The sequence below is a fragment of the Streptosporangium fragile genome, assembly GCF_039534445.1.
Taxonomy (GTDB): Bacteria; Actinomycetota; Actinomycetes; order Streptosporangiales; family Streptosporangiaceae; genus Streptosporangium; species Streptosporangium fragile.
In genome coordinates, this window is sequence record NZ_BAAAVI010000001.1 from 124050 (window position 1) to 140869 (window position 16820).

A 16820-nucleotide genomic window follows, 5' to 3' on the forward strand; every position below is an offset into this window, starting at 1 on the left:
GCCCGGGGCACCACGCCCCGGGCCGGCGGCTGTCAGGCACCGCGTACCCGCGGGTATGCCGCATAGGCTGAGCGCAGGCCGTCCCCCAGCTTTGGAGCCTCATGAGCATGATCATGGCGGTGAGCTTCACCCGCTACGGCAGGCTGTACTACCTCGATCCCGGCGAGCACAGCCCCAAGGTCGGCGACAAAGTTCTCGTCCCCACCGACGCCGGGCCCGAGGTGGCCGAGTGCGTCTGGGCGCCGCAGTGGACAAGCGAGGAGGTCGGCGGCCTGCCGGTCTGCGCGGGCATCGCAGGAGAGGAGCACCTGGCCCGCGACGAGGCCAACAAGAGGCGGCGCGCCGAGGCCCGCAGCGTCTCCAAACGTCTGATCAAGCGGCACGCCCTGCCGATGAAGGTCGTCGGCGTCGACTACCTGGACGCCGACAACGTCTACACGGTCTACTTCTCCGCCCCCCAGCGAGTGGACTTCCGCGCACTTGTCCGCGACCTGGCCCGCAACCTGCGCGCCCGGGTGGAGCTGCGCCAGATCGGCCCCCGTGACGAGGCGCGTCTCCAGGGCGGCATCGGCCCCTGCGGCCGCGACCTGTGCTGCGCCACCTTCCTGAAGGATTTCGAGCCGGTCTCCGTCCGCATGGCCAAGGACCAGGACCTGCCGGTCAACCCGCTGCGCATCGCGGGGGCGTGCGGGCGGCTGATGTGCTGCCTGAAGTACGAACACCCGCTCTACCTCGACGCCCACAGCAGGATGCCCCGGGTCGGGCTGAAGGTCGACACCCCCGAGGGCTCGGGCACCGTCGTGGGCCGCAACGTGCCCTCAGACTCCGTGGTGGTCCGCCTTGACGAGGGCGGTCGCCGCTGCGCGTGCCCCTCGGCCTCGGTGTGCTCCCCGCGCAAGCAGCACGACGAGGTGTACGGCGGCGCGGTGAAGGTCGCCGAGAGCGGGCCCGACGGGGAGGGGTGACGTCCCAGGCGTAGCGCCTATTTGGGGTTATTCCGCTGGTTTGTAGTGATAGAGGCGTAGGATGCCAGCGGTATGCGAGCAGTCGTCCATCCCCCCGAGCCGCGCCTTCCCGCCGGACCGGCGGGCGACCCGACCTATGGAGCGGACCAGGCGTGAGATCCCGTACGGCCGCCGCGCTGGCGGCGGTGGCCCTGCTCGCCGGCGCCTGCACCGGCAACGGCGCCGCCCCCGGCCCCACCTCCACTCCCGGTTCCGTCTCCAGCGCCGGTGCCGACTCGGCCGTGGCGGGGGCGACGCTCGCCTGGGCGGACTGCGGCGACGGCTTCGAGTGCGCGAAGCTCCAGGTGCCCCTGGACCATGACAAGCCGGACGGCGAGAAAATCTCGATCAGCGTCATCCGGCTGCCCGCCTCGGGGAAGCGGATCGGCTCGCTCCTGTTCAACCCCGGGGGACCCGGCGCCTCCGGGGTCGAGTTCGCGCGCAGTGCCCGCCAGGTGATGAGCCCGGCCCTGCGGGAGCGCTTCGACATCGTGGGGTTCGACCCACGCGGGGTCGGTGAGTCCGCGCCCGTGCGGTGCCTGTCGTCGAGCAAGATGGACGAGTTCATCGGCATCGACGGCACCCCCGACTCCCCGGAGGAGGTCACCGCGCTGGAAGAGGGCGCCCGGCAACTCGTCGCCGGATGCCAGGAACGCTCGGGCAAGCTCCTAGCGCATGTCGGCACCGTCGACGCGGCCCGGGACATGGACCTGTTGCGCGCCGCCGTCGGAGACTCCACGCTCACCTACCTTGGCTTCTCGTACGGAACGCAGCTGGGCGCCGTCTACGCCGACCTCTTCCCCGGCAAGGTCCGGGCCCTCGTCCTGGACGGTGCCGTCGACCCCACGCTCGACCCGATGAAGCTGAGCGCCTCCCAAGCGCGTGGTTTCGAGGTCGCGCTCGACGCCTTCCTCGAAGACTGCTTCACGGCCGCCGACTGCCCCTTCCGGGGATCGGTCGCCTCCGCTCGCGAGGAGATCGCCCGGCTGCTCCGCCGTACGGACGCGGCCCCCCTCGACAACACCACGGGCGACGGGCGCGCGGTCACCGAGCCCTGGGCCATTCTCGGCCTGCTCACTCCGCTCTACGACCGGCAGTCCTGGCCGGTGCTGCGCCAGGCGCTCAGCCAGGCGCTGAAGGGTGACGGGACCGCGCTCCTGCGCATGGCGGACCTGCTCATCGACCGCCGTGAGGACGGTGAGTACGCCAACCAAACCGAGGCCAACTACGCCGTGAACTGCGTCGACTCCACCTACCCCGACGCCGCCGCCTTCGCCGAGGCCGCACGCGACGCCGCCAAGGACGCGCCGCTGTTCGGCTCGTCCACCGTGTGGAGCTCGCTGCCCTGCGCGTACTGGCCGGTCAAGGCGGGCCCCAAGGAGAAGATCGACGCACCCGGCGCCCCGCCCATCATGGTCGTCGGCACCCAGCGCGACCCCGCCACCCCCTACGAGTGGTCCGAAGCCCTCGCTTCCCAGCTCTCCTCCGGTGTCCTCGTCGGTTTCGACGGCGACGGCCACACCGCCTACGGGAGAGGTTCCACATGCGTGGACGGCCTGGTGGACGACTACCTGATCAACCTGACCGTCCCGAAGGACGGGACCCGCTGCCCGAAGATCGGTTGAACCGAGGCGCGGAAACTCCGCGGAAGCCTGTACACTTCGGTAAGTCGCGTGAAGCACGCGGCACGCCGCCTTAGCTCAGTCGGCCAGAGCACTTCACTCGTAATGAAGGGGTCAAGGGTTCGATTCCCTTAGGCGGCTCCAGCTCAGAGGCCCTCACCGGACACCGGTGGGGGCCTTTTGCTAACACCCTTGCTAACAGCGCCATGGACCCGGCCGCTTTTCCCACGGCGGGGCGGTCGCCGGCCGCGCTGTGGCTCTCCGGCCGGTCGCGGCCAGCGCCGCCCACGCGCATGACCACCGCCACGAAGGACCCGAGACGGCGAAGCTCAACGACGAAAGGGACATCAACGTGCGTATCGCATTCGCAGCTCGTCCATTGCGAGGTCCCAGAAGGACCTGTAACGGTTAGCCCCGGGCAGCCATGGCGCGAGATACCAGGCTTCCCACTCACCTTCAGAGGTCCTGACGTGGGGATTGAGGAGAGCCACTCCGTCATCCCAGTATCCGGCCAGAAGGGTGTCGGGCACATACTCCCCTCTGTAATGGATGGAGTCCTGCTCCAGTCCGTAGACGAAGTAGAGCTCGTCGGGCACGCTCCATGAGTTCTCGGGCTTGGGTTCTGACCAGCTCTCGGCGATCGAGGGATCGACATCACGGAGCCAGCCGACTTCTTCGATGTGTAGCAGGCAGCAGTCATCGTCGCTGCCCCACCCGTTGGCGAACAGGAGAAACTGCCGGTAACTCGGCGGCAGCTCCACACCCAGCCGCTCTTCAAGCTTGCGGACTCCTGCTTCGGTAGCCGGAGGATACAGATCGCCCAGTGGGCTGACCGCCGGGTGATCAGAACCCTTGGTCACCGGATGCCGTGCAGGGAAGCGTTCAGACCATGCGTACTGGGCACTCATTGTGAAGAAGATCTCCCGTTTCGAGTGGCTGCTGCACGTGCAGCACAAAGCTAGGGCTGCCCCTCCCGATTACCTCCAGGCGTGGGGCGTACGCGATATGATCAAGGTATGGCATCTATCGATGCTTAGCATCCCCGCAGGTCACCCAGTACGCCGGACCGCAGGAGCGCCGTTCTCCTAAAGCGCGTGTCACGCGTAACCGCGGAACCTAGTGGCCCATTCGGTGTAGTCGTCGCGGAGGTAGGCAGGGTCGACGGGCTTGAGGCGGATCTGGGGTCGTTCGTCCATCCACCAGATCTCGAAGTCCGTCACCGCTCCCACGGCGGGCCAGCGGTCGGCGTCCTGCGGTAGGAGGAGGACGTCCACGAAGCCGGCCACCGGTAAGCGAAGGTCGACGAAGATGCTGGTTACTCCGGCAGGCCACGGGCTGGGCAGGACGGTTCCTTGTAGCCTTTGCCCGAGCGTGAGCCGTGGCCGGAGCCGGGGCCACGCCTCCGCGTTCATGCCTGCCTCCTCGTCTCCGGCACGGTAGCGCGGCTCGGAGAGGACGTGAGTGGAATGAGGTACTTCCGGCGGGAGTGAGACGAGGACTGCGGGGACCAGTACGCGAGCTGGGGAACGTCCACGTATTATCTGGCGCTCGACGACGAGGGATACGCCCACGTACAGGTCGAGGCCTATGCCGACGGCACGGTGATCGCCTACGACACCGAGTACGCGGAGGACTCTTACGGCGGCCTGACCTACGCTCAACTTGATCTCGACGAGTTCGCGCCGTACGAGATCGGTGAGCAGGAGTTCCACGAGGAACTGAGCCGCCTGCGACTGATGAACCTGCGGGCAGGCCAGAAGTGGCCGCCCAGCCGGTGAGGCCGCATTCCGCCGCCGCTCCGGGAGAGCGCCGAAAGCGGTACGCAGCGAGGCACGGTGACGGTAGGTGAGCCCTGTTCAGTTGCGTGATCGGCTTGCTCTCTCGAACGGTCGGAACCAGTGTCGGAGACCACCCAGATCTCGATGGGCAGGACACAACGAGGGCACACGAGGGTGTGAGACGGCCGGAGACATCGAGAACCGGTGAGAGGCCGGGGCGCAGGTCAGACGCCGCCCCGTGATGCCGGCCCAGGTCTCAGCCGTCGCCCTGACTGAAGTGCCGACAGTCCCCTATGCCCGGGGAGAGAACGCATCGGGAGGATGTCACCGGCATCCGGTTGGATGAGGCGCATGACTGCTCATGACGTGGCCCGGCTGCTGCCCGATGTCCCGGTGCTCCGTGACCTGTGCCGGTCCATGGCGGTGCTGGAGGCCGTCCTGAGCCCGGAGTGGTCCAGCCGCTACCACTCCTTCGACGCGGACTGGAGTCCCGGGCAGGAGATGGCCTCGATGCGCAACGGCTCGGGAGATGAGTACTCCATCGTCTTCTCGGGATCGGGTGCCTACATCCGCGGCTTCGATCACGAGGCGGTGATGAGCCCGTACGGCAACGACGGGCCGTGGCCGGGGGTGCTCGACTCGGTCCCCGAGGTCTTCCGCCACTGCGTGGCCGAGCCCGCGTTCTGCGACGAGGACGGCATGCCGGTTGTGACCGCCTGCCTGTGGCGCAAGACCGGGGACGACCGCTGGCGGGTGGGGGAGATCGACTATCCGGACGGTGCGGGCGATCCCGATGGGGCGTCATACCTGTTCGGACGGCTCGTCGACCCGTCTCCGGAGGCGTTCCGGCGGTTCGCCGAGGACTACTACGAGATCCCCGTGGACCTGGAGGCGGTGCGGCACGTCTACGCCCTCCGCCCGCTGACACAGGAGGTGGTCACCGCGCTGAACGCCGACCTCACCATGAACGACCTCACCGACGACCTCGCGGCAGCCCGGTATCCATCCGCCGCCGGTTGAGAAGACGGTCTGCCCGTAGGGTGGTGATCGTGCAGCGGCTCGCGCTCTTTGATCTGGACAACACGCTCGTGAGCCTGGATGAGGCGTTTCGGGTATGGGCCGCGGAGTTCGCCGACGGGTACGGCCTCGGACGCGAGGCGGTGGATTGGCTGATCGCTCTGGACCGGGCGGGTTACCCGCATCGTGAGGTCTTCTTCGGCAGGGTCCGCGAGCACTTCGCCCTCGCCGCCTCGGTTGAGGAGTTGTGGGGCCGTTACCGCCGGCGCATGCCGTACCTGGTGCGTTGTCGGCCCGCGGTGATGGACGGACTGTCGCGGCTTCGTGTGGCCGGGTGGAAGGTGGCCATCGTCACCAACGGCACGGCGGACAACCAGCTCGGCAAGATCCAGCGGACGGGACTGGCCGAGGCCGTCGACGCCTACGCGCTGTCCGGGTTCGAAGGCATCCGCAAGCCCGATGTGGGCCTGTTCGAGATCGCCGCCCGGCGGTGCGGCATGGTCCTTGCCGATGGGGGATGGATGGTCGGTGACCACCTGGTCGCCGACATCGGCGGGGGACGGGCCGCCGGCCTTCGCACGGTCTGGGTCGATCGGGGGACGTGGCCGGACCAGGAGCACGGGGCGGACCACGTTGTTACGGATGTGCTGCAGGCGATGGAAATCCTGTATGGCGAGAGCTGATCGGACCACCGCGCGTTACCGTGTGCGGGTGACGTTCATGAACATTGTTCGTCGTAAGGGCGAGGAGCCGTATCCGTGTCCGTGCTGCGGCTTCCTCACGCTTGAGGAGCGGGGCATGCACGAGATCTGCCCGGTGTGCTTCTGGGAGGACGACGGACAGGACGAGCATGACGCCGACGAGGTCCGTGGTGGTCCCAACTATGGGCTGAGCCTCACCCAGGGACGGCGTAACTTCGCCAGATTCGGCGCAAGCAGCAAGCGGTGCATCGACAAGGTGCGCGACCCTCTCCCGCACGAGCACCCAATCACGTGATCTTGCTAACGCGGGTGCTAACAACAGGTCTGGACAGCCCTGGACGAGCATGGACCGAGGAGCCCTGTAGACCCCACCCCACCAGGCTCGGAAGACGGCTGTGGAAGGTCCTGGACGATCGTGCCCTCACTCGTAATGAAGGGGTCAAGGGTTCGATTCCCTTAGGCGGCTCCGCATGTCAGAGGCCCTTCCGGATGATCCGGGAGGGCCTCTGTCGTGTCCGTACAGCAGTGGCGTACAGCTACAGCTACTTTTGCTTCCCGTAGTCCGGGGTCCGGTGGCTGTACGAAGGTGGTCAGCCGAGAGGGGAGCGGGCAAGCGTCGGTAGTACCGTCAATCAAAGGATCTTGACGATGAACAACTCGCCGCTGTCCTTCTGTCGCACAAGCAGATCGTTGCCCTTGGATGCCTCGGCCTCCACGTACTCGTAGAGCGTGATGGCTCTGTTCACCAGGTCAGTCTTCGAGAAGCCGGTGCGTTCCTGGAGTCTCTGGAGCTGTTCCGAGACTCGCGGAACCAAACCTACTGTTATCCGCTCACTCACTATCTGCCGGGCTTGCGGAGGGGTTGACTCCGAAGGCATCGCACACCTCGCATAAGTAGCTGACCCGTCCGCTGTCTACGGGGTTACTCAGCTGATGGTCGCACATCTAGCAGATGATTAGCCATGCAGCGGCAGTAGATCTGCAGCTATTTGATGCAAATGCGCGGTCGTCCTGGTAGTCTCCCCTCCGGACAGAACGTCTGCCTGTCTATGGCTGAAGGAAGACCTCAAGGAGTAGAGGCATGGAGCTTCTAGCACTCCCGGTCGGGACTCTTACCCCCGACTAGTTCAGGTTGCTATTTGGGGCGCAGAAATGCTCCGCAATGGGCGGAGCTGTGCCCTGACAGAGGAGCAACATGCCCACCAGTCCCGCTTCACCTCACCCTGTCGACGACGTCCCCAGCGACGCCGCGAACCTCAAGATTTCCCTCCAGTCCCCCGAAGGGCTGGATATGACTGCTTCAAGCGAGATGAGCGGTCCTCACCTCGGCCGCTTCTGGGATGTCGTAACCACCGTTGCCGCCATCGTTGCAACCGCCCTCGTTCCGCTGCTCAGTGCGAAGGAGCTGTACCTGCTCCCGGCGCACCTGGCAAGCTGCATCATGGCGATGCAGGTGGTCGTCGTCCTCGCGATCTATGCTCTCTGGCGGTCTCGCAGGAAGTAGCGAACCACCTGGTTACTCATGCGTGCTAAAGGCCCTTCCGGCTAGAAATGAGCCGGAAGGGCCTTTGGAGTTCAGAGCAGTACACCTGGCGGCAGTAGGGATGAAGTTACGACAGCGGTTCGCCGAGGCTCTGGTTCAGTCGATTCAGCGCTCTACGCGTTTCTGGCGCCGGAACCTGCGTGTAGACGTTCATGGTCACCGAGATCTGCGAGTGTCGGAGGATGCGCATCGCGACGCGGGGGTGGACGTCCAGCGCGGCCAGGAGCGAGGCGCAGGTGCGCCGGGTGTCGTGGACGCGGATGCGAGGGACACCGGCCTTCTCGCAGTAGCGCTCGAAGGACCGGTTGAAGTTGCGCGGCTCGACCGGGGTCCCGTTCCTCGTGGTGAACACGAGGTCGGAGTCCTGCCACTTCTCTCCGGCGCTCTCGCGGGCCTCCTGCTGGATTCACCGACGGCCCCGGAGCGCCGAGACGCAGAGCCCGAGCAGCGGAAGAGAATCCGTCGAGTTCTCCGTCTTGGTCCTCTCCCGGTGCAGGAGCCGGCCGCGGACCCGGCTGAGCTGATGGGAGATCCTGAGCTCTTCGCCGTCGAGGCGGATCACGGCGTGGAAGCGGACGGCCCCGCGCCGCTGGTACTCGGCCACCTTGGCGAAGGAGATCACGGCCTGCTCACATGCCGCCGCATGACCGGCGAGATCGCCCGCAAGGGCACCAGAGCGCCTGTTCAGGCCACCTGGCGCCGGCGTGTCGAGCGGACGAACGCCTGGCACAACGCCTTCACCCGCCTGGCCCGTTGTCACGGACGACGTGCGAAGGTCGTGGATGCCTTTTTCGGCCTCACCGACGCCGTCATCACCGTCCGTAACCTGATCCGCCGGACCTGGCACACTCACCGCTGGGACGCCCGACCCCATCGACGCCGATGACCGTCGCCTGTCCGCGCGACCGCCCAGCTGAGGATCACTGAGACTCGGCGAACGGTACCCCGGTGCTCAGGCCGGGATCCAGTTGCCGTGGAAGCCGGCCGGGACGCGGACCGGGACATGCACCTCGGCCAGTGGCGGCGCAGCCAGGTCGGCGGCGTCCAGGATGGCCAGATAGCTGCGGTCGGTGGCTCGGTCGTGGGCGAAGGTCATCAGGTAGCCGTCGTTCTCCCCGGCCGCGCCCGCCGCCACGAACACCGCCTCGCCGCAGGTGTGCCCGGCCGGGAAGCGGTGCACCGCCCGTACGCCGCCGTCGGCCAGGTCATAGGCGTAGATCTCCGACCGCTCCGGCTCGGCCTCCAGGGCGAAGCTGGTGGTGTAGCCGTAGCGGTGCGGTAGCCCGATCGCGCTGTCGGCGACACGCGGGTACTCGCTGGGTGCGTCGTCGACGGGGGCCTCCGCGACCGTGCCCGCGCGCGGGTCCAGGGTCCAGCGGTGCAACGTGGGCAGGCCGCCGCCGACGTCCTCGGGACCGCCGCGCCACAGCGACGGCACCCGGGTGCCGGTGACCGTGATCGTGCCGGTGGCGGGGTCCTCGAAGGCATTCATGGTGTGCCAGACGTAGCACGGCGCGATGTCGAACCAGCGTACGGGCGCGTCGTCGCCGGCCGTGCGTGGCAGAACACCGAACCTGGCCTGATGGGCGTCGTCCCAGTGCCATGGCGGCGCACCGGCGGCGGCCTGGGCCGCGTCGAAGACGACCGGCAGGTCCAGGAAGATCACGTGATCGCGGGTGACGGCGAAGTCGTGCATCATCGTCGCCCGCGGCACGTCGATCACCCGCGTCTGCACCACCTTCCCCGCAGCGTCGGCGCGGTAGTACGTCAGGTACGGCGGGCGCAGCCGGGAGCCGAAGAACAGCAGCTCACCGGTGATCGGGCAGGTCTTCGGGTGCGCGGTCATCGGCGTCTGCAGCGCCCCGTCAAAGGTGTACGCCCCGATGGTGGCCAGGTCGGGCGTCACCTCGTACGGGAAGCCGCCCTCCTCCAGCGCGAACAGTCTGCCCGCGTGCGCGATCAGGTGCGTGTTGGCTGTGGTCACCCGGTAGTCGATCCGGCCCGTGCCGGGATCGAAGGCGAGGGCGAACCGGGACTCGCCGGGGTGCTCGTACAGCGGCGTGCGGACGTACCGGTTGCGGTACCAGCGCGCCCGGCCGCCGTCCAGCGCGATCGTGTGGATCATGCCGTCGCCCGCGAAGGAGTGCGGCGACCAGCCGGTGCGTGGGTTGGGCCCGTTGCGGAAGAACTGGCCCGACAGCTCAGCGGGGATCTCGCCCGTCACCTTGGCGGGCTCCAGCGTCACCTCCTCCGCGACCGGCGCGTTGTTGCCCGCGAGATGCAGCGGGATGGTCTCGGCCATGGTGGATCTCCTGTCGGTGTGGTCGGGGGACGCCGACAACCATGCGCGGGGAAATCCGCGAAGAACAGTCTTGTTTTGCCGGACGCCGTCAGCCGCCCGGCGTACGCGCAGGCCAGGGCGGTGCGAGAATCTTCGGCGGCAGGCTCGGACGGAGGTCGTGACGAGACCGGCGGGGGCACCCGGCTCACCAGCCCGGCCCGCTCCAGGCGGGCGATCAGGCGCGACAGCGCGCTGGCGTATCGAGCGGACGAACGCCTGGCACAACGCCTTCACCCGCCTGGCCCGTTGTCACGGACGACGTGCGAAGGTCGTGGATGCCTTCTTCGACCTCACCGACGCCGTCATCACTGTCCGTAACCTGATCCGCCGAACCTGGCACACTCACCACTGGGACGCCCGACCCCATGCGGATCTGCCCCGCCTCGACTTCATCGACGGCATGGAAATTGCCGAGGACCGTGTGATCTGGTGGGGCAGCGGAGGTCTATCAGGTGCCTCTCGCCGGCGGAAAACCGGCACAGATCCCGATGCACGGCTATAGACACATCATCCGGTGGCCTTGGGCTCATGATGAACGCGATGATGTCCTCAATCTGGTCACAGGGGAGAGGCGCAGCGCGGAACTCTCCGATGGGGAGCGCCGGTGTGGCCCGGAATGGTGTGTGGCCGGAAGCACTGAGCCGGGATATGAGCAAGCCGAGGTCGTTCTACAGCGTCTGGACGGTTCGGATCAGCGCGCGTTCCGGGGCAGGTGACAGGCCCCGTGGGTCTCGTCGCTCGTGAGCGGTTCGGTTTGTTCTACCCGCCGGTCCTCCCGAATGGCAGGGCGGTGAGCATCTCCGGGGGCAAGGCGGTGGGGTCATGGGGGCATGCTCTGGTGATCTACGACCGCTGTACCAGTGAAACGGGACTTCTGGATCCCCCTGATGTGGAGGCGCCCCACACGGTGAGTCACAGGTATGCTCCCGGGATCATTCGTGAGGGAACCGATGCTTCCGGAACGCTCTTGTTCTGGAACGGCCCCCGCAACCGGCATTCGGTTCTCGCCCTGACGGGTCCCGTCTCCGATGATCAGCCCTGCTGAATTCACGTACCGGTGAGATCGCCGACGGCCTGAGCGAATACATCGGCGGTGGCAGCCTTCGCCGCGCGGATCACGTGGGCGTGGACGCGAAGGGTGATCGTCGAGGAGCGGTGGGGCGGCTTCGTGGTGCTCCTATGCCGTCAAGCTGCCGGCGCCGAGAAAGAAAAAGGGCTGGCAACCATTCGTCCGACAGGTCGCGTTGGGAACGGGCGAGAGGAGATCGCATTGAATCATCACGACGGCTTCCGTGAGTTCGTGCTCGCCCGCCAGCAGGTGCTGATGCGGACCGCGTACCTGCTCACGGGAGACGCCCACCTCGCCGAGGACCTGCTGCAGAGCGTCCTGATCAAGATCGCGGGGCAGTGGCCCAAGCTGTCCAGGGGCGGCAATCCCGAGGCGTACACGCGCAAGGCACTGGTCAACCAGTACATCTCCTGGAGGCGTCGGCCACGCCGCGAGTTACCCAGCGCCAACCCGCCCGAACGCGGCTCCTCCTGCGACGAGGCCGCACTCGACCGGATCGTGCTGCGCCAGGCGCTGGCCAAGCTGACACCCAAGCAGCGTGCCGTGATCGTGCTGCGCTTCTGGGAGGACCTCACCGAGACGCAGACGGCCGAGGTGCTCGGCTGCTCTGTCGGCACCGTCAAGAGCCAAGTCCATCGCGCGCTGGTTCGCCTGCGTTCGCTCGCGCCCGAGCTGGCGCACCTGCTGACGGATTCCGAGCTTGAGGAGGTGGCCCGATGACGAGGCTGCGTGAGGCGCTGGACGGTATCGCCGACGAGGCCCCCTTGGCGGACCTGGCCGACCGGGTCGACCTGGCCGTCGCCGGTCACCGGCGCAGGCGGCGCACGGTCCTGGGGCTGGCCGCCGTCGCGGCGGTCACGGTGCTGGGCGTGGCGACGGCGGTCGTGGCGCTGCAGGTGCCCCGTGGTGACGACACCACCGCGCCCCAGCGCGTGGACACGGTGCCCGACCTGCCGGACGGCAGGACAGGACCGCTCAGCCACGCGTACCAGACGCCCTGCAAGGTCGACCCGGAGGAGCCGCTGCGGCGGCCACCCGACTGCCGCGCCGTCGAGTGGCGGGTGGTCACCCGTGCCGGCATGACCTACCGCGTGCCGCAGGCGCTCGTCAGGAACACCAAGGAGTGGCGTGCGCCCGTCGCGATCAGCCGGGACGGGCGCATGCTCGCCTACTACAGCCGTCAGGCCCAGGCGCACGTGGTCCGCGACCTGGTGAGCGGCTCCGAGGTCACTTCCCCCGTCACCGTGAAGGAGGAACGGATCGGCATGGGCTCCATGCTCGTGGTGTCCGACGACGGTCGTTACGTGGTCTTCGACCCGCGGGAGGGGAGCAAGGAGCCCGGCCTGCTGATCGACATGCGCACCGGCAAGACGGTCTCGGTGCCCGGCAAGTTCGAGACGATCAGCGTCAAGGACGGTGTCGCCGAGCTGATCCGGTACGTCAAGACCGACCTGTGGCTGATGCCCGCCACCGGTGGGGGCGCGCCGGTGCGCTTCGACGGCGTGTTCATCATGTTCAGCGAGCTCGCCCCGGACGGCCGGACGGTGGCCGCCTTCCGGATGCGGGACATCGAGAGGCACACACTCACCCTTCTCGACGCCAAGACCGGGCGTACCCTGCGGAAGGTCGCCATCCAGGGCCTGCCGAAGGACGGCGGCATCGCCGGTACCACCCTCTGGCGGAGCGGATCCGAGGTCACGATCGTTCACCTGGGCACGGGACTCACGAGCACCTATGCGGTCGACGTCAACACCGGACAAGCCCGCCAGCTTGCCCGTTACCCCGGCCATCTCCCGTATCTGACCCTGCCTGGATTCGAGGGCGTGGGATAGCGATCGAAGATCGCTGCGCGTCCGACCGCGTGACGGCGGTGGAGCGCTTCCACGGACGCTCCCGGACGTTCACGGACGTTCACGCACGTTCCGCTCCCGACCACGGGGGTTCTCCCGGGAGCCATGATGCGGGCGGTTCCTTCGTGATGAAGGGGTCACGGGTTCGTTCCTTGGGCGCCTCCAGGTCAGAGGTCCCCGGATGATCCGGGAGAGCTTCTGCCGTATCCGTGCGGCAGTGGGATACGGCAACGGCGTCGGTTGTTCTCGATGCCGCCGTCGAGCAGGTCGGCCGCCGCGTCCCTACCCGAGAGGATCCGGGTGGTGCCAGGGAAGACGACGGGCTCGCGGGGGATGTCGCCGGTGAGCAGGCGTCCCAGCAGCCCGGCCAGGCCGAGCGGGATGACCCGTTCGTCGGTGTTCCGAAGCTCGGCCGGCGACCACCAGTGGAACCGGTCGAACATCGACCGTTCGAGATCCTCCATGCTGGAGGGGTCGGCCCCCAGCTTCCCGATCCGGAGGAAGAAGAAGGAGTCGGAAGCGAGGAACAGCCGGCCGTCGGCCGCCTGCCAGTGGCCTGAACTGGTGGCTATGACGTGCCCGAACTCTTCGGGTGTGGCCCGGTGTCCGGTCTCCTCGCGGAGTTCGCGGGCCGCGGCCTGGTTCAGGGACTCACCGTCCTTGACGCCGCCGCCCGGAGTGAACCAGGCGTAGTCGAGGTTCTCCGTCGACCACAGCCCTCGGTAGAGCAGGAGCCGGTCGTGATCGTCGACCAGCAGGATTCGCGCGGAGGGCCGGGTGGTCACGTCGGGCATGCGGGTGATCATAGGAGCCGCTGTGGTGACGTGGCCATCGGCGCATTCTCATGCCGAGCCCAAGCCTGAGCCCGAGCCCAAGTCCGGGTCCGGCCCGGCGACCGGCCGGCCGGTCGCGCTGCTCGTGACCGGCCGTAGTGGCGCGGGGTGCGCACGGTCGTCCCGCTTGCCCGCGCCGGCTCCCCGACGCCCCACCGGCGGCCACCGTCTGCCTGGATCACGCGGCCCACGCTAGGGCCTGACACCGTGTCAGGTTCAAAGGGCGGGTCCGAGCCCGTCTTGTGCCCGCAGCGCTCTCATCTCGTCGGCGTTTCTCATCGGCGTTTCCGGGCCCGCGTGATCCTGGGCGCTGTTCGAGCCGGCCGGCGAACGCTGTTTCCTCTCATCGGCAGGCCGCTGCGGGGTCCGCGCGATCCCGGTGAGAGGTTCGGGAGGCCCCGCGGTGCTCACCGAACCGGGGTGCGATCACCCGGAGGAGGTGCGGATTCCGGGCCACGACGCGGGCGAGAAGGATGTTCGGCGGTGCCACCGCGTCCCCGGGCCCGCCGACGGGGACTCACCGCCCGGCGGTTGCCATCGATCGCCGTACGCCCTAACGTTCCTGCGCGTGATCGACGCTGTAGCGAAGACCCGCCAGGGCCTGGTCCGAGGACTCGGCCAGGACGGCATCGTCTCGTTCAAGGGAATTCCGTTCGCCGCTGCTCCGGAGGGGGCGCTGCGTTTCCAGCCGCCCGCCCCGCCGGCCGACTGGGACGGGGTGCGCGACGCCACGGCGTTCGGTGCCGCGCCGCCGCAGCTGCCACCGGCACCGGGTGTGCCGCCGATCTGGCGGCCCGGTGACGGGCTGGACTGTCTGACGCTGAACGTCTGGAGCCCGGACCCGGGCGCCGCCGGGCTGCCGGTCATGGTGTGGCTCTACGGCGGTGCCTGGAAGGTCGGCTCGTCCGGGATGCCGCAGTATGACGGTGCCACGCTGGCCCGCTCGGGGGTCGTGGTGGTGACGGTCAACTACCGGGTGGGCTTCGAGGGCTTCGGCCACCTGCCGGGTGTTCCGGACAACCGCGGGCTGCGTGATCAGATCGCGGCGCTGGAGTGGGTGCGGGACAACGTCGCGGCCTTCGGCGGCGACCCCGGCAACGTGACCGTCTTCGGCCAGTCCGCGGGTGCGGCCTCGGTCGCGTTGCTCGTCGCGGCGCCGGCCGCCGAGGGCCTGTTCCGGCGGGCGATCGCGCAGAGCATCCCGGCCGGCTACCACAGCGTCGCCGAGGCCGAGCAGATCACCGGGACGCTGGCCGCCGCAGCCGGCGTGGCCGCCACCCGGGAGGGTTTCGCCGCGTTGGCGCCCGAGGCGATCCTGGCCGTTCAGGACGTGCCGCTGACCGGCCCCGCGGCGGGCGCCAGCGCGTTCGGGCCGGTCGTCGACGGTGATCTGGTGACCGGTCCGCCGTGGACGGGAATCCGGGCGGGTGCTGCCCGGGACGTGGACCTGATCTGCGGATTCACTCACGAGGAGTACCGGGGGCTCGCCCCGGGAGGTCCTCCTCCGGGTGTCGCTCCGGAGGCCGCGGCCGCCTCGCTCGGACTCGGCGAGGACGCGGTCGCCGTCTACCGGGACGCCCATCCCGGCAGCTCCGACGCCGATCTGTTCGCCGTGATGATGTCGGACGCGCTGGTCAGGATGCCGACCACCTGGGTGGCCGAGGCGCACGCGAGGGCGGGCGGCCGGACCTGGCTGTACGACTTCACCTGGCGGGGGCCTCTGCTCGGCGCCGGTCACGGCGTCGACGTGCCGTTCACTTTCGGCAACGGTGACGGCCGGTTCGCCGCCCGCCTGGTGGGCTCCCCGCCGGCCGCCGGCTTCGCCGCCCTGTCCGAGCGGATCCGCACGGCCTGGACCTCCTTCGCCGCCACCGGCGACCCGGGCTGGCCGCGTTTCGATCTCGAACACCGTCGGACCCGGATCTGGGACACCACGCCCTCCGAGGCGGCCTACCCTCTGGCGGACTCCTACCGCGTCTGGGAGCGGGCCGCGCCGCGCTGACCGGCCGGGGGCTACTCCGGCCTGCCGGGGGCCGTCGGTCCGGTCTCGTACGCGGTGATCACCGCTTGGACCCGGTCGCGGAGTCCGAGTTTGGTGAGCACGTTGCTGACGTGCGTCTTCACGGTGTGCTCGCTGACCACCATGGCATCGGCGATCTCCGCGTTGGACAGTCCTCGCGCGAGCATGCGGAGTGTCTCCCGCTCGCGGGCGGTGAGCACGTCGAGGCGCTCGGCCGGGCGGGCGGGTGCTTTGGAAGTGAACTCGGCGATCAGTTCGGTCACGTACGGCGTTTCGGCGTCCGGTCATGCGTACGGTGCCCGAGGGCGGCGGTCGCCGGGGCCCGGGGTGGGGACGGAGCCGTGGGCGTCCCGGGGGTCACGGTTTGTGACGCCGGTAGTAGCGGGCGACGCGGACGCGGTTGCCGCACAGCTCCGGTGAGCACCAGCGGCGCCTCGGGTGGGCGGGCAGGAAGAGCAGCCGGCAGCCCGGCCCCTCGCACGCGCGCACCGAGTGGACCGGGCCGGCCAGCAGGTCGATCACCGCGTCCGCGAGCAGCGCGAGGAGCGTCGCCCGGTCGTCGCCGGCGCGTTCGGTGGCGACCGTCAGGCCGCTGTCCCGCCAGCGCAGCGTCCGGTACGGCGGGGCCAGCCGGTCGGCCTCGCTCAGCGCGCGCAGCGCCGGGGCGGGGGGTTCGACACCCCGCAGCACATGGTCGACCACCGTGTCGGCCGCCTCGCGCAGGCGTAGGACGGCCGCGAGGTCGGCCTCGGTCGGCGGCGCGGCGGGCCGGGGGAGCCGATCGGCCTGGATCCGCAGCCAGGCGTCCAGCGCCTCGACGGTGGCCAGGTGGTCGGAGAGGCCGTCCGGGGAGTCGCTCCGGGTGTTGATCAGGTCGAGCGCAAGCGGTTCACCGGTCAGCGGGAAGGCCATGAACTAATGGTATAGACAGGCATTGACACATTAGAAGCCATGACCGGGCGGAGGGTGGGACCGGGGGTCCGAAGGCGGGTCCCGTCCTTACCCGTCGCGTAGGACTCATGCTCCTTCACCGCGAAACAGC

16 protein-coding genes, 1 tRNA gene and 4 pseudogenes are annotated in these 16820 nt (G+C 68.7%); 13 read left to right on the forward strand and 8 right to left on the reverse strand.

Annotated elements, in window-relative coordinates; genetic code table 11:
* Window positions 1-101 precede the first annotated feature (101 nt).
* The 3 genes from ABD841_RS00570 to ABD841_RS00580 all read left to right on the forward strand — a co-directional run bounded on the left by ABD841_RS00570 (window position 102) and on the right by ABD841_RS00580 (window position 2770).
* Window positions 102-965 carry a PSP1 domain-containing protein gene (locus ABD841_RS00570; protein WP_425581925.1) on the forward strand — a complete coding sequence of 288 codons (864 nt, stop codon included), beginning with the start codon at window positions 102-104 and terminating at the stop codon, window positions 963-965.
* A gap of 152 nt (window positions 966-1117) precedes the next feature.
* Complete coding sequence (locus ABD841_RS00575; protein WP_344966601.1) at window positions 1118-2629, forward strand: alpha/beta hydrolase; 1512 nt, start codon at window positions 1118-1120, stop codon at window positions 2627-2629.
* 64 nt (window positions 2630-2693) lie between these two features.
* Window positions 2694-2770 (forward strand) — tRNA-Thr (locus tag ABD841_RS00580).
* A gap of 203 nt (window positions 2771-2973) precedes the next feature.
* On the opposite strand, the gene ABD841_RS00585 is transcribed toward ABD841_RS00580, so the two are convergent.
* On the reverse strand, window positions 2974-3534 hold the full coding sequence (locus ABD841_RS00585; protein WP_344966603.1) for an SMI1/KNR4 family protein: 561 nt from the start codon (window positions 3532-3534) through the stop codon (window positions 2974-2976).
* Window positions 3535-3723: 189 nt separating this feature from the next.
* The gene (locus tag ABD841_RS00590) at window positions 3724-3912 is read right to left on the reverse strand and encodes a hypothetical protein (RefSeq protein ID WP_344966605.1); all 189 of its coding nucleotides are present in this window, start codon (window positions 3910-3912) and stop codon (window positions 3724-3726) included.
* Between the two features lie 315 nt (window positions 3913-4227).
* Here ABD841_RS00590 and ABD841_RS00595 point away from each other — a divergent pair, with 315 nt between their 5' ends.
* The 5 genes from ABD841_RS00595 (at window position 4228) to ABD841_RS00615 (ending at window position 7626) form a co-directional block, all read left to right on the forward strand.
* Window positions 4228-4404: a hypothetical protein gene (locus ABD841_RS00595; RefSeq protein WP_344966607.1), complete on the forward strand. Its 177-nt coding sequence runs from the start codon at window positions 4228-4230 to the stop codon at window positions 4402-4404.
* 351 nt (window positions 4405-4755) lie between these two features.
* Complete coding sequence (locus ABD841_RS00600; RefSeq protein ID WP_344966609.1) at window positions 4756-5424, forward strand: hypothetical protein; 669 nt, start codon at window positions 4756-4758, stop codon at window positions 5422-5424.
* Window positions 5425-5444: 20 nt separating this feature from the next.
* Window positions 5445-6104, forward strand: coding sequence for an HAD family hydrolase (locus tag ABD841_RS00605; RefSeq protein ID WP_344966612.1), 660 nt, complete (start codon window positions 5445-5447; stop codon window positions 6102-6104).
* A gap of 37 nt (window positions 6105-6141) precedes the next feature.
* Entirely contained in the window at window positions 6142-6417 is a 276-nt protein-coding gene (locus tag ABD841_RS00610; RefSeq protein ID WP_344966614.1) for a CPCC family cysteine-rich protein, read from the forward strand.
* 900 nt (window positions 6418-7317) lie between these two features.
* Entirely contained in the window at window positions 7318-7626 is a 309-nt protein-coding gene (locus ABD841_RS00615) for a hypothetical protein (RefSeq protein ID WP_344966617.1), read from the forward strand.
* 106 nt (window positions 7627-7732) lie between these two features.
* Here ABD841_RS00615 and ABD841_RS00620 read toward each other — a convergent pair whose 3' ends face one another.
* Both ABD841_RS00620 and ABD841_RS40705 read right to left on the reverse strand, forming a co-directional pair.
* Window positions 7733-8071: a tyrosine-type recombinase/integrase gene (locus ABD841_RS00620; RefSeq protein ID WP_344967037.1), complete on the reverse strand. Its 339-nt coding sequence runs from the start codon at window positions 8069-8071 to the stop codon at window positions 7733-7735.
* A 138-nt stretch (window positions 8072-8209) separates the two neighbouring features.
* A pseudogene (locus ABD841_RS40705) lies at window positions 8210-8284 on the reverse strand (replication initiator); the annotation flags it as partial.
* A gap of 18 nt (window positions 8285-8302) precedes the next feature.
* On the opposite strand from ABD841_RS40705, the pseudogene ABD841_RS00630 reads away from it, so the two are divergent.
* Window positions 8303-8551 (forward strand): annotated as a pseudogene (locus ABD841_RS00630) (IS5/IS1182 family transposase); the annotation flags it as partial.
* Window positions 8552-8617: 66 nt separating this feature from the next.
* Here ABD841_RS00630 and ABD841_RS00635 read toward each other — a convergent pair.
* Window positions 8618-9967 carry a carotenoid oxygenase family protein gene (locus ABD841_RS00635; protein WP_344966619.1) on the reverse strand — a complete coding sequence of 450 codons (1350 nt, stop codon included), beginning with the start codon at window positions 9965-9967 and terminating at the stop codon, window positions 8618-8620.
* A gap of 220 nt (window positions 9968-10187) precedes the next feature.
* Between ABD841_RS00635 and ABD841_RS00640 the strand changes: the two are divergent.
* The 3 genes and pseudogenes from ABD841_RS00640 to ABD841_RS00650 form a co-directional block, all read left to right on the forward strand.
* A pseudogene (locus tag ABD841_RS00640) lies at window positions 10188-10370 on the forward strand (IS5/IS1182 family transposase); the annotation flags it as partial.
* Window positions 10371-11276: 906 nt separating this feature from the next.
* A complete protein-coding gene (locus ABD841_RS00645) occupies window positions 11277-11795 on the forward strand; it encodes a SigE family RNA polymerase sigma factor (RefSeq protein ID WP_344966621.1) in 519 nt (172 codons plus the stop codon).
* A complete protein-coding gene (locus ABD841_RS00650; RefSeq protein WP_344966624.1) occupies window positions 11792-12907 on the forward strand; it encodes a hypothetical protein in 1116 nt (371 codons plus the stop codon). The genes ABD841_RS00645 and ABD841_RS00650 overlap by 4 nt, the downstream gene beginning before the upstream one ends.
* 185 nt (window positions 12908-13092) lie before the next feature.
* Here ABD841_RS00650 and ABD841_RS00655 read toward each other — a convergent pair whose 3' ends face one another.
* Complete coding sequence (locus ABD841_RS00655; protein ID WP_344966626.1) at window positions 13093-13719, reverse strand: NUDIX hydrolase; 627 nt, start codon at window positions 13717-13719, stop codon at window positions 13093-13095.
* A gap of 607 nt (window positions 13720-14326) precedes the next feature.
* Here ABD841_RS00655 and ABD841_RS00660 point away from each other — a divergent pair.
* A complete protein-coding gene (locus ABD841_RS00660) occupies window positions 14327-15760 on the forward strand; it encodes a carboxylesterase/lipase family protein (RefSeq protein ID WP_344966628.1) in 1434 nt (477 codons plus the stop codon).
* An 11-nt stretch (window positions 15761-15771) separates the two neighbouring features.
* Here ABD841_RS00660 and ABD841_RS00665 read toward each other — a convergent pair.
* Together ABD841_RS00665 and ABD841_RS00670 are read right to left on the reverse strand one after the other, a co-directional pair.
* Window positions 15772-16047, reverse strand: a pseudogene (locus tag ABD841_RS00665) (response regulator transcription factor); the annotation flags it as partial.
* A gap of 88 nt (window positions 16048-16135) precedes the next feature.
* Window positions 16136-16690, reverse strand: coding sequence for a CGNR zinc finger domain-containing protein (locus ABD841_RS00670; protein WP_344966630.1), 555 nt, complete (start codon window positions 16688-16690; stop codon window positions 16136-16138).
* Window positions 16691-16820 lie beyond the last annotated feature (130 nt).

Excerpts from the sequence above, each read along its gene's own strand:
- ABD841_RS00570 (WP_425581925.1), top strand. The coding sequence starts at position 102 with ATGAGCATGATCATGGCGGTGAGCTTCACCCGCTACGGCAGGCTGTAC.
- ABD841_RS00585 (WP_344966603.1), bottom strand. The coding sequence starts at position 3,534 with ATGAGTGCCCAGTACGCATGGTCTGAACGCTTCCCTGCACGGCATCCG.
- ABD841_RS00600 (WP_344966609.1), top strand. The coding sequence starts at position 4,756 with ATGACTGCTCATGACGTGGCCCGGCTGCTGCCCGATGTCCCGGTGCTC.
- ABD841_RS00610 (WP_344966614.1), top strand. The coding sequence starts at position 6,142 with ATGAACATTGTTCGTCGTAAGGGCGAGGAGCCGTATCCGTGTCCGTGC.
- ABD841_RS00615 (WP_344966617.1), top strand. The coding sequence starts at position 7,318 with ATGCCCACCAGTCCCGCTTCACCTCACCCTGTCGACGACGTCCCCAGC.
- ABD841_RS00635 (WP_344966619.1), bottom strand. The coding sequence starts at position 9,967 with ATGGCCGAGACCATCCCGCTGCATCTCGCGGGCAACAACGCGCCGGTC.
- ABD841_RS00650 (WP_344966624.1), top strand. The coding sequence starts at position 11,792 with ATGACGAGGCTGCGTGAGGCGCTGGACGGTATCGCCGACGAGGCCCCC.
- ABD841_RS00655 (WP_344966626.1), bottom strand. The coding sequence starts at position 13,719 with ATGCCCGACGTGACCACCCGGCCCTCCGCGCGAATCCTGCTGGTCGAC.
- ABD841_RS00670 (WP_344966630.1), bottom strand. The coding sequence starts at position 16,690 with ATGGCCTTCCCGCTGACCGGTGAACCGCTTGCGCTCGACCTGATCAAC.